Here is a 15,195-nt window from a genome sequence, read left to right as displayed (position 1 = left end):
TTACTTCGAATCTTCGTGTGGTTACGCCGCGTGACGGTTCCCCGACCGATCGCCTCGACCTAGGTGCGCGGCTGGCGCGCGAGCTGTCGGCTCTGCGCGACCAGGCGGCCGGCGGAGTCCCACACCTCGCAGTCCTCCTCGAACATCCCGCCGGCCAGGTTGCGGGTGGCGTGCCGCACCTTGAGCCAGCCCGGTGCCGGCCGGGCGCGCACGTGCGCGGTGAGCTCGAGGGTGGGCGCCCAGCCGGGCATCCCGAGGTCGAAGGTCACCGGCGGCAGCGCGTCCACGACCAGCAGCAATGAGATCGGGTCGGGCTCCCGATCGTCGGCGAGCCGGAACCAGGCGCTCAGGACGCCGTTGCCGCTCGGCTCCCCGACCGCCCAGCCGACGTGGTCGGGGTGGAAGCGCATGTCGAAGCGGTCCATCAGCGGCGCGATCGCCCGCACCTCCGGCGGCGCCATCGTGTTCGGCACGCACCGGTCCGGGGGCGGCATGTCCGGCTCGTCGGCGGTGGTGCGGACGTCGTCGCCGAGCCGGCCGAGGTCGCCGTACGTCGCCAGCGCGGTGATCCGCACGTCGTCGCCCTGCCGCAGGTCGACTGCGGCGGTCGCGAGGCTGCCGCCGGCACGGCGGACGTCGACACTGACCGTCGCTGGTCCGGCGGTGGACGCGGAGAGGTAGTAGGCCGACATGGCGATCGGGTCGGGCTTGTCCGGGAACGTGTGCCGCAGCGCGTTCCCGACCACGGCAAGCAGGTAGCCGCCGTTCAGCCCGCCACCGACGGCCCAGCCCGCCGCCAGGTCTGCGGCGTACGTCGACTCGTCCTGGCGGGTGACGGCGATCTGGCGGTCGAACTCGGAAGTCACCCGAGGAGCCTAGGGATCCGGCGGAGCCGCGCCTCCGCCGCCCGGCATGACACGGATCACACCTGGGACTTTTCAACTAGGGCCGTCCGGAACCGACAGACTTGGGGGCCGGGGTGTTCTCGGACCGTCACCGCCGAGAGAGATGAACACCAGCGCGATGGAGACGACCCACCGGGCCGCCCGCACCCTCCTGACCGCCGTCGCCGGCGTCGGCGTCGGCGTCGCCAGCCTGCTGGCCGCTGCCGTCACGGTCGGCGCCGACGCGTCGCCGTACGAGTCCACCGTCCGGGCCGCCTCGACGTCGAGTGCGACCTCCGTCGGGGCGACGGAAGCGCCGGCCCGGCCCGAGGGCCCCGCGGACTACACGTTCCTCTCCTCCCCCGACTTCATGAACAGCGACCTCGCCGACGTGAGCAAACTGCGGACCTGGCACCGGGGCATGCCGAACTCCTGGAACTCCTCCTACGCGACCACGATCGACACCATCCTCGACGGCTTCGAGTCCGAGCGGCCCGACGACGTGTTCGTCGCCGGCGACCTGGTCGATGGGCACTGGGCCAGCGACGACGACCGCACCGGGATCTTCGGGCCCACCCGCACCTACGCCGAGCGCAAGGCCGCCCTCAAGCGCGCCGCGGACTTCTACTTCTCCGAGTGGCGCAAGCGCTTCGACCGGCGCGACCTGCCGGTGTACGCCGCGGTCGGGGACCACGACATCGGCGACAACCCGTGGCGCGGTGGCGACGACCTCGCGAAGACCAGCCTCAAGCGAAACAGCTTCAACGTCTTCAAGCGGTCCTTCTACAAGCACGTGCTCGCCCCCAACCGTGTCGCCGAGCGGCCCCACGGCGCGGCCCACGACACGGCATACGCGAAGTACGTCTCCCCCGAGGTGCTGCTGGTCACCGTCGACGTGTTCCAGCGCACGGGCGGCAACGTGATCGCCAAGCTGGACCGCAACCAGCTGAAGTGGCTGAACCGGACCCTCGCAGCCGCCGAGCGGCGCGGGACCGACTGGATCGTCGTCCAGGGCCACACCCCGGTGATCAGGCCGGTGCGCACCTACGGGTCCTCGGCGCTGTACTACAAGGGCGGGGCCACCTCCCCGTTCTGGCGGACCATGGCCAGGCATCACGTCGACCTCTACCTCAACGGCGAGGTGCACACGGTCAGCGTGCGGCGCGCCGACGGGATCACCCAGGTCTCCCACGGCGGCACCGTCCAGATGGCCTCCACGAAAGGCGAGGGCTCGACGAACTACCTGCTCGGCGAGGTCTTCGGAGACACGATGTGGCTGCGGGACAACCGGTTCGCGCCGCGGGCCGTGGACTTCTCGCGCGAACTCTGGCAGTACGAGCGCGGCCACCGCCCGGTGATCCGCAAGGTCGTCCGCGACCCCGCCCAGCCGATCGGCCACCTGGTGCTGACCAGCGACAACCAGCTGGTGCACAGCGACGGGATGCTCACCCCGCTGACGTTCTCCTGACCCGCCGGCCCGATCCTCGGGCGAGACGCCGTACGGCAGCATGGCCCCATGACGGACCGCCGGCCGCACTGGGTCTACGGGCCGGGCGAGGAGCCCGACCCGCGCTTCACGCTCGCGAACGAGCGCACCTTCCTGGCCTGGGTGCGCACTGCCATGGCCATGCTCGCCGGCGGCGTGGCCCTGCACGCCCTCGGCCTGCCCGGGTCGACCTGGGTCCGGACCACCATCGCGGTGCTGCTCGTCCTGTTCGGGGCGCTGGTCACGGTGCTGGCGCTGGTCCGCTGGGCCCGGGTCGAGCGAGCGATGCGCACCCGCTCGGCCCTGCCGGGCTTCGGGTTGGGCTTCGTGCTCACGCTCGCGATGGTGATCGGCGCGCTGCTGCTCGCCGTCGCCTTCGTGTGACGTCAGCCGTTGCCCTTGGACTTGCCCTTCCCGCAGGTGAACGTCGCACTCACGTGCGGCCCCGGCCCATCCACACCGGTGGTGTCCGCGTCGACGACGGCCTTCGTGCCGTTCCCGGCCACGTCGAGGCCGATGTCCGGGTCGGTCGTGGTGAAGGTGGCACCGTCGATCGTGATGTTGGCGTTGGTAGGAATGTCGTCCTTGCCCGCGTAGACCGTCATCTGGTCCTGGCCCTTGCTGAACTGATACATGGTCGGGCCTGCCTCGTTCGAAGCCCGGCCCTTCCCAGCCCACGATGCCTCGACGGTGCCGGTGACCTCGGCCTCCACGCTGCACGCGCGCTCGAACGGCTTCTGGGCCTCCGAGCTCTCCGACGCCGATGTCGAGGATGGCGACTCCGCGTCCGGCTGCTCGCCGTCGCTGCCGCTGCAGCCGGAGACCGCGAGCGCGGTGAGGAGGGCGGTCACGGCCAGGGTCAGTCGTGGCGTACGCATGGCCGCAAGTCAAGCATGCCGCCCCAGAGCGGAGCGGCTCCGACCACGATGCTCGACGGGCACGCGTCTCGACCGTAGCGTCGTGGGACCGACCGTTCCGGTCACGCCGGACATCAGATCTCCAGGGTCGCGGGCCGAGGAGGGGCGCGCTGCTCGTGGAGTCCGCACGCCGTACTGGACGCGAGGTCAGATCGCGTGGGCGGCGGCGCGGCCCGCCGTACGCCCCGAGAACAGGCAGCCGCCGAGGAAGGTGCCCTCGAGCGCGTTGTAGCCCATCATCCCGCCGCCGCCGAAGCCGGCGACCTCGCCGGCGGCGTACAGACCGGGCAGCGGCTCCCCCGCCGCGGTCAGGCAGCGGCCGTCGAGGTCGGTCTCCAGGCCGCCGAGCGTCTTGCGGGTCAGGATGTTGAGGCGTACGGCGATCAGCGGGCCGGCCTTGGGGTCCAGCAGCCGGTGCGGCGTGGCGACCCGGATCAGCCGGTCGCCCCGGTAGCGGCGGGCACCGCGGATCGCGGTGACCTGGGCGTCCTTTCCGTAGTCGTTCTCGATCTCGCGGTCCCGCTGCTCGATCAGGTCGCGCAGCTCGGCCTCGACGATCGCGGGCGCCTCGGGGTCAGCGACCCGGTTCATGCCGCGCACCAGCTCGCCGAGGTCGTCGGCGACCACGAAGTCCGCGCCGTGCTGCTTGAACGCCTCGACCGGGCCGGGGGCACCGGGCCGCACCCGCGAGAGCAGCAGCCGGACGTCCTTGCCGGTGAGGTCCGGGTTCTGCTCGGAGCCGGAGAGCGCGAACTCCTTCTCGATGATCTTCTGGGTCAGCACGAACCACGAGTAGTCGTAGCCGGTGGTGCGCAGGTGCGCGAGCGTGCCGAGGGTGTCGAAGCCCGGGAAGTACGGCGCCGGCAGTCGCCGGCCGGTGGCATCCAGCCACAGCGACGAGGGACCGGGCAGGATCCGGATGCCGTGGTTCTCCCAGATCGGGTCCCAGTTGCGCACGCCCTCGACGTAATGCCACATCCGGTCCGGGTTGATCACCCGGGCGCCCGCCGCCTCGGTGATCGCAAGCATCCGGCCGTCGACGTGGGCGGGCACGCCCGCGACCATCGTCCGGGGCGGCGTGCCGAGCCGCGCGGGCCAGGTCCCGCGGACCAGGTCGTGGTTGCCGCCGATGCCCCCGCTGGTGACCACGACCGCCTGGGCGCGCAGCTCGAAGTCGCCGGTCTCGACCCGGCTGCTGGCCCGGCCCCGGGCGACGCCGCTCGGCTCGAGGAGCTTGCCGCGTACGCCGACCGCGGTGCCGGCCTCGACGACCAGCTCGTCCACCCGGTGCCGGAAGGCCAGGCGGAGCCGGCCGGTCGCGGCGTGCTCGCGGACCCGGCGCTCGAACGGCTCGACCACGCCGGGGCCGGTGCCCCAGGTCAGGTGGAAGCGGGGCACCGAGTTGCCGTGCCCCTCCGCGCGGCCGTCACCGCGCTCGGCCCAGCCGACGACCGGGAACAGCCGGAGACCCATCGCGCGCAGCCAGGCGCGCTTCTCGCCGGCCGCGAAGTCGACGTACGCCTCGGCCCAGCGCCGCGGCCAGCGGTCCTCCTCGCGGTCGAACTGCGCGCTGCCGAGCCAGTCCTGCAGCGCCAGATCACGGGAGTCCTTGATGCCCATCCGGCGCTGCTCGGGGCTGTCGACCAGGAACAGTCCGCCGAGGCTCCAGAAGGCCTGGCCGCCCAGCGACTGCTCGGGCTCCTGGTCCACGAGCACCACCCGGCGACCGGCGTCGGCGACCTCGGCGGCCGCCGCGAGCCCCGCGAGACCGGCCCCGACCACGATCACATCGGTGTCCACGAGCGGCGATCCTCGCACAGGCCTGGTCTGGACAGGTTCGTCCGAATTGCTGCGAACCATCCGTCACACGCGCCACACTAAGCGTCGTCTCGGGTGGAAATCCTCCGGAAACCTCCCGAGCGGCCGAAGTGGCGCTTGAGGAGGGAGTCCTGGTGTTGAGCGGAGGAGTGCCGTCGGCGCTCTGTCCGCCCACGGTCCTGGTCGTCACCGACGGGTCGCGGGAGGGGAGCGCGATCGCGGCGAGCGTGAACACCGTCGCCCGTGACGTGCTGGTGACCCACGCCCTGACCCTCCCCTCCGCCCTGGTCGCCCTCGGCTCCGCGACCTACGACTGCGTCCTGGTCGAGGTCGGCACCCCCGATCTCGCCGCCGCCGACGTCACCGACACCGTGCGCGGCCACGCCGGCTCGGCCGCCACCGTGCTCGTCGTCGACGACGACTGCCCCATCCCCGCGGCCCTGGAGGACCTCGCCGACCTGGTCCTGCGGCACGGCGACTTCGCCGGCGACTGGCTCCGGCCGGTCCGGCTGGCCATCGAGCACGCCCGGGTCCGGGCCGCCCTCCGCGAGTCCGAGGCCGCGGTCGCCCGGCTCTCCGGCATCGTCGAGTCGGTCGCCGACGCGGTGTTCACCACCACGCTCGACGGCCTGATCACCTCCTGGAACGACGGGTGCGAGCGCCTGTACGGCTTCCCCGCCGCAGAGATCATCGGCGCGGACATCGCCGTACTGCACCCGCCGGGCTCCGACGAGCCCCGGCGCATCCTGTCCATGGTCCGCAAAGGGAACGCGATCCAGGGGCTGGACACGCTGCGGCGCACCCGCGACGGCCGGATGGCCCAGGTCTCGATCAGCGTCAACGGGCTGCGCGACGACCGCGGCGGCCTCAGTGGCCTCGTCGTGGTCGCGCGGGACATCAGCGACCGGCTCGAGCTCGAGGCCGAGCTGGTGCGCCAGACCATGCACGACGCGCTGACCGGGCTCCCCAACCGCTCCTTCCTCACCTACCGGCTCACCCAGGCGCTCGCCGAGGGCCGGCGCCGCGGCCGCCCGGTGGCCGCCCTGCTGCTGGACCTCGACCAGTTCCGCGCCGCGAACGACGTGCACGGCCACCTCACCGGCGACCGGGTGCTGACCGAGGTCGCGGACCGGCTGCGGACCCTGGCCCGCCCCACCGACGTGGTGGCCCGGATCGGCGGCGACGAGTTCGTGCTGATCTGCCCCGACACCGACGTGGACGCCGCGGGCCGGCTCGCCGAGCAGATCATCGAGGTCGTCGGCGCGCCGATCCAGATCGAGCACCGCGCGCTGCGGGTAGGCGCCAGCGTCGGGATCGCGGTCGCCCCACCCCTGGACTGCGACGCCGAGGTGCTGCTCAAACACGCCGACGCTGCGATGTACGAGGCGAAGAAGCGCGGCCGCTCGCGCAGCCAGGTCTTCGACCCGGCGCTGGCCCGACTGGCCGGCGAACAGCGGCTGCTGGCCGGCGACCTGCGGGCCGCACTCGACGACAACCGGCTCGACGTGCACTTCCAGCCGGTGATCGACCTGACCACCGACCGGATGGTCGGCTTCGAGGCGCTGACGCGGTGGCACCACCCCACCCGCGGCGCGGTCGCGCCCGGGACCTTCGTGCCGATCGCCGAGGCGCACGGCTTCGTCGCGGACCTCGACCGCTGGGTCCTCGACCGCGCCTGCCGGCAGACCGCCGCCGCGCTCGCCACCGGCGAGCTCTCCCCCGGCCTCCACGTGGCCGTGAACCTCTCCGCGCGGTCCCTGGACCAGCCCGGCCTGGTCGACCTGGTCGGCGAGGTCCTCGACCGGTCCGGGCTGCCGCCCGCGGCCCTGGTCCTCGAGGCCACCGAGACCGCGCTCCCCCGCGACCACGAGACCGCCCGCGCGTCCCTCGCCGGGCTCCGGGACCTGGGCATCGGGGTGTCCCTCGACGACTTCGGGACCGGCTACTCCTCCCTCAGCTTCCTGCGCGAGCTGCCCGTGACCGGCGTCAAGATCGACCGGTCGTTCATCCGCAACGCGGTCGAGCGTCCCGAGGACCTGGCGATCACCGAGGCCATCGTCCGGCTCGCCAACGGACTCGGCCTCGAGACGATCGCCGAGGGGGTCGAGACGGCCGAGCAGCGCGAGCTGCTGCGCGACCTCGGCTGCGCCCGCGCCCAGGGCTTCTGGTGGAGCCCCGCCGTACCGATGGCCGAGCTGCGCGGCGGCCGCGCCGCCGCCCGCGTCGCACGGATCCTGCAGCCCGCCGCCGCCGACCCGGCACCGACGACGCGCAGGACCCGCGTCTCCCGCCGGATCGTCGACACCGCCCCGCCGACCACCGTGTCGACCGCCTGCTGCCTGCGCGGTGGCATCGAGTCCGGCCAGGCCTGGCTGGTCGTCACCACCGCCGCCCGCCGGGAGGCCTTCGCCCGCTCGCTCGGCCCGCTGCACGCGACCGCGCTGGCCCGCGGCCACCTCGTCGAGCTGGACGCCTACGAGACGCTGCGCCGGGTCACCGCCGCGGACGGCCGCCTCGACCATGCCCGCTACGACCACGTCGTCGGATCGGTCCTGCGCCGCCTGAGCGCGGCCAGCGACCGCGTGGGCGTGCACGCCGAGCTCGGCAACGTGACCCGGCCGCTGCTCAGCCAGGACGTCTCCACCGACCTGCGGGCCCGGCTGCACGAGGCGGCCGGCCTCACCCTGGCGTACAGCGACCACCCGGCGGACTGCACCGCCCACGGCCCGGCCGTCGCCCCGGTCGTCGAGCTGTTCGCCGCGGACGGTTCGACCGCCGGCTGATCGGGTACTGGTCACTCCGACCGACGAACGGGTCCCACTCGGGGGACCGCAGATCGGAGGGGAGCCACGCATGTGGCATCCGCTGCGCACGCGGAGCCGACGCCAGCGGCACGCCCCGCTGGCGGCGCCGGCGTACGGCGAGCATTTCGAGAGGTCGGCCGTTCCTCAGGTGGTGTTCGACGAGGATGCCGTGGTCGTCGCGGCCAACCCGGCCTTCGCGCGGCTGCTCGACCGGCCACCGAGCAGCCTCACCGGGCGACCGATCCGGGACCTGTCCCACCGCTCCGACCCGGGTGCCGCGGATCGGGCGCTGGCGCGGCTGTTCCGCGGCGAGACCGAGGCCACCCAGGCCGAGCGGATCCTGCGTCGTGCCGACGGCCGACCGGTGCCGACGCTGGCCAGCGCGACCGTGGTGCGGGAGCGGATCGGGCGGCCGACCGGCGCGGTCGTGCTGTACCAGGACCTCAGCGCACTGCACAGCGTCGCGCGCCGGCGCGGCCAGCAGGAGGACTTCTTCCTCGCACTCGCGCAGCGGGCCAGCGACCTGGCGGTGGTGGTCGACCCGGACGCGACCGTGCTGTTCGCCTCGCCGGCGATCGTCGGCGTCCTCGGCCACGCGGTCGCGGACATACTGGCGGAGGACGCCCTCGACTACGTCCACCCCGACGACGTCGACCGGGCCCGGACGATGCTGGCGGAGGTCGTCGGTGCGGGCGGCACCGTGAGCACGACGATCCGGCTCCGCGACCAGGCCGGGACCTGGCACTGGATGGAGGTCACGGCGACGAACCTGCTGGACAGCTCGGTGGGCGGCGTGGTCTGCAACCTGCGCGACGTGACCGACCGGATCCGGGCGGAGGCGGCGCTGCGCGCCTCCGAGCGCCGCTACCGTGCGATCGCCGACAACGCCGACGAGGGCCTGTGGGTGACCGCGCCCGACGGTCGCTCGGCGTACGTCAACCAGCGCCTGGAGGAGATCCTCGGGCTGGCGGCGGAGCAGATCCTGGGCCGGCCGGTGCTGGAGGTCCTGGACCCGCACGAGCAGCCGGTGACCCGGCTGCTGGCCACCGGACCCGACGAGGGCGCCGGCCGGCACGAGGTGACCTACCAGCACCCGGACGGCGGCCGGCGGGAACTCGTCGTGTCGACCACGCCCCTCGACGACGCCGCCGGCGCGGTCGAGGGCTCCCTGGCGATGGTCGCCGACGTGACCGATGCCCGTCGGCTCGAGCGCGAGCTGCGCGACGCCGCCCTCCACGACGGCCTCACCGGGCTGCCGAACCGGGCACTGCTGCGCGACCGCCTGGAGCACGCCCTCGCGCGGGAGACCCGGTCGACCGCGGCGCTGCTGGTCGACCTGGACCGGTTCCGGCTCATCAACGAGTCCCGCGGACACGTCGTCGGCGACCGCCTCCTCGCCGACGCCGGGCATCGCCTGGCCGCGGCGGTGCGACCCGGCGACACCGTTGCCCGGTTCGGCGGCGACCAGTACCTCATCGTCTGCGAGGACGTCGATGAGCGCGCCGCCCGGGCGATCGCCGAGGACGCCCTCGGCGCACTCCGGCCGCGCTTCCCGACGCCGGCGGGCGACGTCACGCTCACCGCGTCCGCGGGCCTGTCGCTGACCCCTGCGCCGTCCGCCGGCGCGCTGGTGCGCCGCGCCGAGACCGCGCTGCGGGCGGCGAAGGCGGACGGCCGGGGCCGGGTCCAGGAGTACGACGCCGACGCGGTCGCCCTGGCCGAGCAGCACTTCGAGCTCGGCGTCCAGCTCGCGCGGTCCCTGGCTGCCGACGAGCTGACGCTGCACTACCAGCCCGTGGTCGGCCTGCACTCGGGCGAGGTGGTGGGGGTCGAGGCGCTGTGCCGGTGGGAGCACCCGCTGCTCGGTGCGGTGCCGCCCGCGCGCTTCGTCGCAGTCGCCGAGGCCGAGGGACTGGCCGCAACCCTGGACCGCTGGGTGGTCGACCGGGCGCTGCGGGAGGCCGCGAAGCTCCGGACCGCGGGGGTGCTGGCGCCCACCGCGTACGTCGCCGTGAACGTCTCGGCGCGCACGCTCGCCGACCGCGGACTCGAGGAGCACGTCGCGCGGGCCGCGGCTGCGGCGGGCGTCGCGCCGCAGGACGTGGTCCTCGAGGTCACCGAGAGCGCGACCATGGCCGACCCCGCCGCGGCGGCGGAGGTGCTCGGGAGCCTGCGGCGGCGCGGCTTCCGGGTGGCGGTCGACGACTTCGGCACCGGCCACAGCTCGCTGGCCTACCTGCGCCGGCTGCCGGTGTCGGTGCTCAAGATCGACCGCAGCTTCGTCGGCGAGATCGCCACCGACGCGCACGCGCGCGCGATCACCGCCTCGATCGTCGATCTGGCCCGCACGATGGGGCTCTCGGTCGTCGCCGAGGGCGTGGAGACGCACGAGCACGCCGAGGTGCTGCGCCGCCTCGACGCCGACGCCGCGCAGGGCTGGCTGTGGAGCCCCGCCGTCTCCCCCGAGGAGGCGACCCGGACCGGCGCACTGTGCCGGACCTACGCGGTGGGAGCGGATCCCTCGTCGTCCTGACCGGCGACCGCGATCCGGCTGCCGCCGACGTGCTTGGCGCGGTACATCGCCTCGTCGGCGCGGCGGACCAGCTCGTCGAAGTCGTACGGCGGTGCCAGCGCGACCCCGATGCTCAGCCCGATCGGGTGGTCGTGGTCGCCGACCCGGATCGGGTCGTGCAGGGCGTCGAGGATGCGCTGCGCGACGACGAGCGCCTCGTCACTGCCGGTGTCCTCGCAGATGACTGCGAACTCGTCGCCGCCCAGCCGGCCGACCGTGTCCGTGCCGCGCACCGAGGCCAGCAGCCGAGCCGCCACCTCGCGCAGCACGGCGTCGCCGGCCGCGTGCCCGAAGCCGTCGTTGACCTGCTTGAACCCGTCCAGGTCGAGGAACAGCACGGCGGTGCCGCGGCCCTCGAAGCGGCGCTGGCGGGCGGCCGCGGTCTCCAGGCGGTCGAGGAAGAGGTAGCGGTTGGGCAGGGACGTCAGCGGGTCGTGCAGGGCCCGGCGCCGCAGCGCCCGCTCGGCGTGCCGGGCGTCGGTCACGTCGTAGATCGAGACCAGCGAGCCGAGCCGGCCGTTGCGGCTGTTGAGCGGGCGCAGCGAGATCTCCAGGATCCGCTCGCTGCCGTCGGGGCGCAGGTGCACGACCTCGTGGGTGGCGACCTCGTCGTCGGAGTCGGCGTCCGGCAGCCCGAACAGCTGCCGCGGGTCCGCGCCGTACATCTCGTCGACCGGGCGGCCGACGATCACCGAGGCGGTCTCGTTGGCGAACATCACCCGGCCCTCGGGCGAGGTCGCCATGATGCCCTCCTGGGCGGTCTCGACCATCGCCCGGTGCAGCGCCTCGGAGAGCCGCAGCGCCTCCTCGGTGCGGACCCGCTCGGTGACGTCGCGCAGGTTGGCGACGATGCCGTTGATCTCGGGGTCGTCGAGGCAGTTGGTCGCGGTCACCTCCATCCAACGCCAACGCTGCTCGCCGTCCTGGATCCGCAGCACCGCGTGCTCGGCGCTGCGCGGCTCGGCCAGCAACCGGCCCAGCATCCCGGAGACGGTGGGCGCGTCGGCGGGGTGGACGTGGTCGAGGCCGTGGCTGTGCAACAGCTCGTCCGGGCGGTAGCGCAGCATCCGCGCCAGCGCGCCGGCGACGTAGGTGATCTGGAGGCGGCGGTCCATGACCACCGCGGTCTCCCAGGCGCGCCGGCCCAGGGCCTCGGCCCGGCGCCCACGGGCCTCCTGGGGGTCGCTGGCCGACCGGTCCGACGCACCGTCCCCCGCCGCCGCGCCGTCGAGACCCTCGAGTCCCTGGAGGGCGTCGACGCCATCGAGGTCGTCGAGGTCGTCGGGATCGCCGAGCGAGGCAGCGATGGCGTACGGGCGGCCGCCGGGCTCGCGGAGCAGGGCCGCGTCGAGCCGGAGGCGCAGATCGCGGCCCTCCGCGTCGCGGAACAGGCCGTCGTAGCTGATCGAGTCGATCTCGCCGGCCCGCAGCCGCCCGAGCCGGGACAGCAGGTTGTCGGCGTCGAGGGGGTGGACCAGGTCGACGATCTCGCAGTCGGCGAACCAGCCCTCGCCGTGGCCGAACAGGTCGCACCACGCCGGGTTGACCGACTCGAGGCGGCCGCGCAGGTCGAGGATCGCCTGCGCCGTGGTGGCCTGGTCGAAGTGCGCGCGGGACATCTCGAGGGCGAGCGCCAGCTCGTGCTGCTCGTGCAGCTGGGTGGTCACGTCGCGCAGGATCACGATCACCCCGGCGATCTCGTCCGCGGGGCCGTGCACCGGGCCGAGGGTGACCTGGGCCTTGAACGAGGAGCCGTCGCGGCGCACGCCCGCGTCGACGAAGGGCTCCACCGGCTCGCCGGCGAGCAGCCGGGCGATCGTCGCGGTCCGCAACTCGCTGCCGTCGCGGGGGAACAGCAGATCGAGCTCGCCACCGGCCAGGTCGTCGGGGCGCCACCCGAGGACCTGCTCGGTCGCCGGGCTCGCCCACAGGATCTTGGCCTCGGAGTCGAGGGAGAGGATGCAGTCGTGGGAGGTCGCGGCAATGCTCGCCAACAACTGTCCCTGGTCGATCTCGCGCATCATTCCCCCGGACTGCGGCGGACTGGCCAGGAGACCGTCGGTCCCCGAGGCGAGTGGTACGAGCGGCTCCCCGAGCGCCGCGCCGTTCGCCGTCATGCTAGTGGCCGGTCCTTCCGCTGCTAGAACAATTCCGATTTCAACGGTAGACCGCACCGCCCCCCGAACCGGTCCTGTTCCCCCTGTGGTTGGTGTGGTCATCGGTGCCGACCGGGCGTCACTTGAGTCGCACGGCGGGCGGTTTGGCCCGGGCGCTCCTGGCCGGTCTAGTCGAGGCCGACGAGGCTGAGGTACGACGCCGCGAGCGGGCCACCCGCGAGCATGGCGAGGCCGGCGCCGCTGAGCAGGAAGGGGCCGTGCGGGATCCGCGCGCCGGCCCGGGCGCGCCCGGAGGCCAGCAGCGCCACCCCGACGACGGCGCCGATGACGAAGCCCGCGCCGAGGCCGACGAGCGCGGGCCCCCAGCCGAGCCAGCCGAGCGCCAGCCCGAGGACCGGCGCCAGGGCGACGTCGCCCAGGCCCATCCCCCGGCCGGCCGTGACCAGCCAGATGCCGCCGTACACCGCGAGCCACAGGGCGGCGGCCAGCACCGCGGGCACCACCGGTCCGGTGCCGTTCCGGACCGCGTCGACGCCGAGGGCGACGACGGTGCCGACCCCCATCGCGCCGGTGATCTCGAACGGCAGCCGCCGGTGGTCGAGGTCGATCATGAACAGGGCGACGCCGGCAGCGGCGACGACGAGCGCAGCGGCGGCGTACGGCGTGGAGCCGAACCGCCAGCCGACGGTCGCGAACAGCGCGGCACCGGTGAGCTCGACGAGCGGGTAGCGGGCCGCGATCGGGGCCGCGCAGTCGCGGCAGCGGCCGTGGAGCAGCAGCCAGGAGAGGACCGGCACGTTGTCGCGGGCGCGCACCGGGTGCGCGCAGGTGGGGCAGGCCGAGCCCGGCGAGACCAGCGACAGGCCCGCCGGCACCCGGTGGATGACCACGTTGAGGAACGAGCCGATCAGCAGGCCGAGCAGCCCGAACGCGATCGCCGGCATCATGGCGCGGGCTCCGGCGCGGGCTCCGGCTCGGGCTCCGGCTCGAGCAGGCGGGCCAGGGCGTCCCGCTCGGCGGCACCGAGCACGGCGAGCAGCCGGCCCCGGTCGCCGCGCTCACCCCGGTCCGCAAGGTCCCAGCGCAGGTCCACGGTCGCGAGCGGGTCGTCACCGGCCCTCACGGCGGCGGCCACCAGGTAGGCCTCGAAGGCCGCCGTGTCGGCCTGCCGGGACAGCCGGCCGGCCGCCTCCGGCTCGCCGTCGGCCGCGAGCAGGCCGGCCATCGTCGCGCAGTCGGCCGCGGTGGTCCGCAGGTCGCCGACCAGCGCGTCCGCGCTCCGGCCGGCGAGCCGGGCCGCGAGCCGGGCCTCCCGGTCCGGTCCGGCGCCCGCCCGTGCCTGGTCCGACGGGGCCTCGTCGAGCTGGCTCAGGTCGCCGAAGCGGTCGACCAGCAGCCCGTGCACGGACTCGTCGAACGTGGTGACGAGGGCCTCGCGGGCCGCCTCGACCACGGCCCGCGCGGTCAGCGGCCCGTCGGGCAGGTCCTGGGCGAGCTCCTCGAGGGCGAGCGCGACGGACTCCCCGACCGCGGCCAGCGCGGCCAACGGGTCGGGGGCCTGCGCGAGCCCGTTCTCCCAGAGCAGCTCCTCCAGGACGTGGACGTCGCCCGCCCAGGCCGCGAGCTGGGCCATCCGCTGGTCGCCGTCGTAGGCGTACCGGCAGGACAGCTCGGCGTACGCGTCGGGCAGCCGGACCTTGGGCGGGGTGAAGGTCATCGGGTCGCTCCGCTCAGGCGGCCGGACGGCGGCGCGGGCGGCGCCGGCCGCGCCGCGTCTCGGCGGGGGCCGGCGGCGGGACGGGGAGCACCAGCTCGGTCTCGGGCACCGCGACGGCGACCGGTGCGTGCATCTCGGCCTCGGCGAAGACCTGCGGCTCGATGCGAGGCTCGACCTCGACGGGGATCTCCGGCCGGGCCAGCTCCGTCGCGGGCTCCGACGCGGGCTCCATCGCGGGCGCCGTCATCAGGTCCGGCGTCGGGAGTGCCGCAGCCATCGGCAGCCGGGGTGCGATCGGGGGCACCGAGGCGAGCACGACCCGCTCGGGCCGCTCGGGCCGCTCGGGCCGGTCGGCCCGGTCGGCGGTGCCGGCCGGCAGCACCGGGCGCTCGAAGGCGTCCGGCGCGTCGAGCCGCCCGATCGCGGCGGCGATCCGCGCGACGGCGTACCTCGCCTCGTCGCCGCCGGCCCCGAGCGCGACCGCGCGCACGGCGGCGTGCACCTGACGCCGGTACGACGCGAGCGCGTCGTCGGCGAGCGGCACGACCTCGACCGCGGGCTCGGGTGCCGGCTCCGCGGCGGCCTCGGCCGCGACGACCAGCGCCTGCTCCAGCACCCGCACCTGGGCGCGCAGCGCGCGCACGATCACCGCCTCCGTCCCAGCCTCGGGCTCAGCCTCGGACCCCGTCGCGAGCTCGGTCTCGGGCTCCGTCTCGGGCTCGGTCTGGGGCTCGATCCGGGTGGCCTCGGCGACCACGTCCGTCGCGGGCTGCGCCGCGGCGGCCCGCCGGTGGCGGCGCACCAGGAGGAGCGCCCCGACGAGCGAGAGCGCGACCAGGGCGAGGCCGAAGGCCAGGGGCGGCTGGGGCAGTGCGTCCAC

The 15,195-nt window shown here is 74.5% G+C and carries 11 protein-coding genes; 4 read left to right on the top strand and 7 right to left on the bottom strand.

The features are described from left to right. Positions 1–59 precede the first annotated feature (59 nt). On the bottom strand, positions 60–866 hold the full coding sequence (locus QMC84_RS18665; protein ID WP_300377359.1) for a thioesterase family protein: 807 nt from the start codon (positions 864–866) through the stop codon (positions 60–62). A gap of 157 nt (positions 867–1,023) precedes the next feature. Between QMC84_RS18665 and QMC84_RS18660 the strand changes: the two genes are divergently transcribed. After that, on the top strand, positions 1,024–2,352 hold the full coding sequence (locus QMC84_RS18660) for a metallophosphoesterase (protein ID WP_300377357.1): 1,329 nt from the start codon (positions 1,024–1,026) through the stop codon (positions 2,350–2,352). A 48-nt stretch (positions 2,353–2,400) separates the two neighbouring features. Further along, positions 2,401–2,754 (top strand): DUF202 domain-containing protein, encoded by a 354-nt coding sequence (locus QMC84_RS18655; protein WP_300377355.1) that lies wholly within the window; start codon positions 2,401–2,403, stop codon positions 2,752–2,754. Positions 2,755–2,756: 2 nt separating this feature from the next. Here QMC84_RS18655 and QMC84_RS18650 read toward each other — a convergent pair whose 3' ends face one another. Beyond that, positions 2,757–3,248, bottom strand: a complete 492-nt coding sequence (locus tag QMC84_RS18650) for a hypothetical protein (protein ID WP_300377353.1) — start codon at positions 3,246–3,248, stop codon at positions 2,757–2,759. A 186-nt stretch (positions 3,249–3,434) separates the two neighbouring features. Beyond that, a complete protein-coding gene (locus QMC84_RS18645; RefSeq protein ID WP_300377351.1) occupies positions 3,435–5,087 on the bottom strand; it encodes an FAD-binding dehydrogenase in 1,653 nt (550 codons plus the stop codon). Between the two features lie 152 nt (positions 5,088–5,239). On the opposite strand from QMC84_RS18645, the gene QMC84_RS18640 reads away from it, so the two are divergent. After that, positions 5,240–7,888 (top strand): GGDEF domain-containing phosphodiesterase, encoded by a 2,649-nt coding sequence (locus QMC84_RS18640; protein ID WP_300377349.1) that lies wholly within the window; start codon positions 5,240–5,242, stop codon positions 7,886–7,888. Between the two features lie 70 nt (positions 7,889–7,958). Further along, positions 7,959–10,442, top strand: coding sequence for a GGDEF domain-containing phosphodiesterase (locus QMC84_RS18635; RefSeq protein WP_300377347.1), 2,484 nt, complete (start codon positions 7,959–7,961; stop codon positions 10,440–10,442). On the opposite strand, the gene QMC84_RS18630 is transcribed toward QMC84_RS18635, so the two are convergent. From QMC84_RS18630 to QMC84_RS18615, 4 genes are all read right to left on the bottom strand, one after another. After that, positions 10,409–12,598, bottom strand: a complete 2,190-nt coding sequence (locus tag QMC84_RS18630) for a PAS domain S-box protein (RefSeq protein ID WP_300377345.1) — start codon at positions 12,596–12,598, stop codon at positions 10,409–10,411. The two genes, QMC84_RS18635 and QMC84_RS18630, sit on opposite strands and share 34 nt — an antisense overlap. Before the next feature lie 167 nt (positions 12,599–12,765). Further along, positions 12,766–13,545 carry an A24 family peptidase gene (locus QMC84_RS18625; RefSeq protein ID WP_300377343.1) on the bottom strand — a complete coding sequence of 260 codons (780 nt, stop codon included), beginning with the start codon at positions 13,543–13,545 and terminating at the stop codon, positions 12,766–12,768. Next, a complete protein-coding gene (locus tag QMC84_RS18620) occupies positions 13,542–14,315 on the bottom strand; it encodes a hypothetical protein (RefSeq protein ID WP_300377341.1) in 774 nt (257 codons plus the stop codon). The genes QMC84_RS18625 and QMC84_RS18620 overlap by 4 nt, the downstream gene beginning before the upstream one ends. A gap of 13 nt (positions 14,316–14,328) precedes the next feature. Beyond that, complete coding sequence (locus QMC84_RS18615) at positions 14,329–15,195, bottom strand: hypothetical protein (protein WP_300377339.1); 867 nt, start codon at positions 15,193–15,195, stop codon at positions 14,329–14,331.

This window comes from Nocardioides sp., assembly GCF_030019515.1.
Lineage (GTDB): Bacteria > Actinomycetota > Actinomycetes > Propionibacteriales > Nocardioidaceae > Nocardioides.
This window is presented reverse-complemented; position numbering and strand designations above follow the sequence as displayed.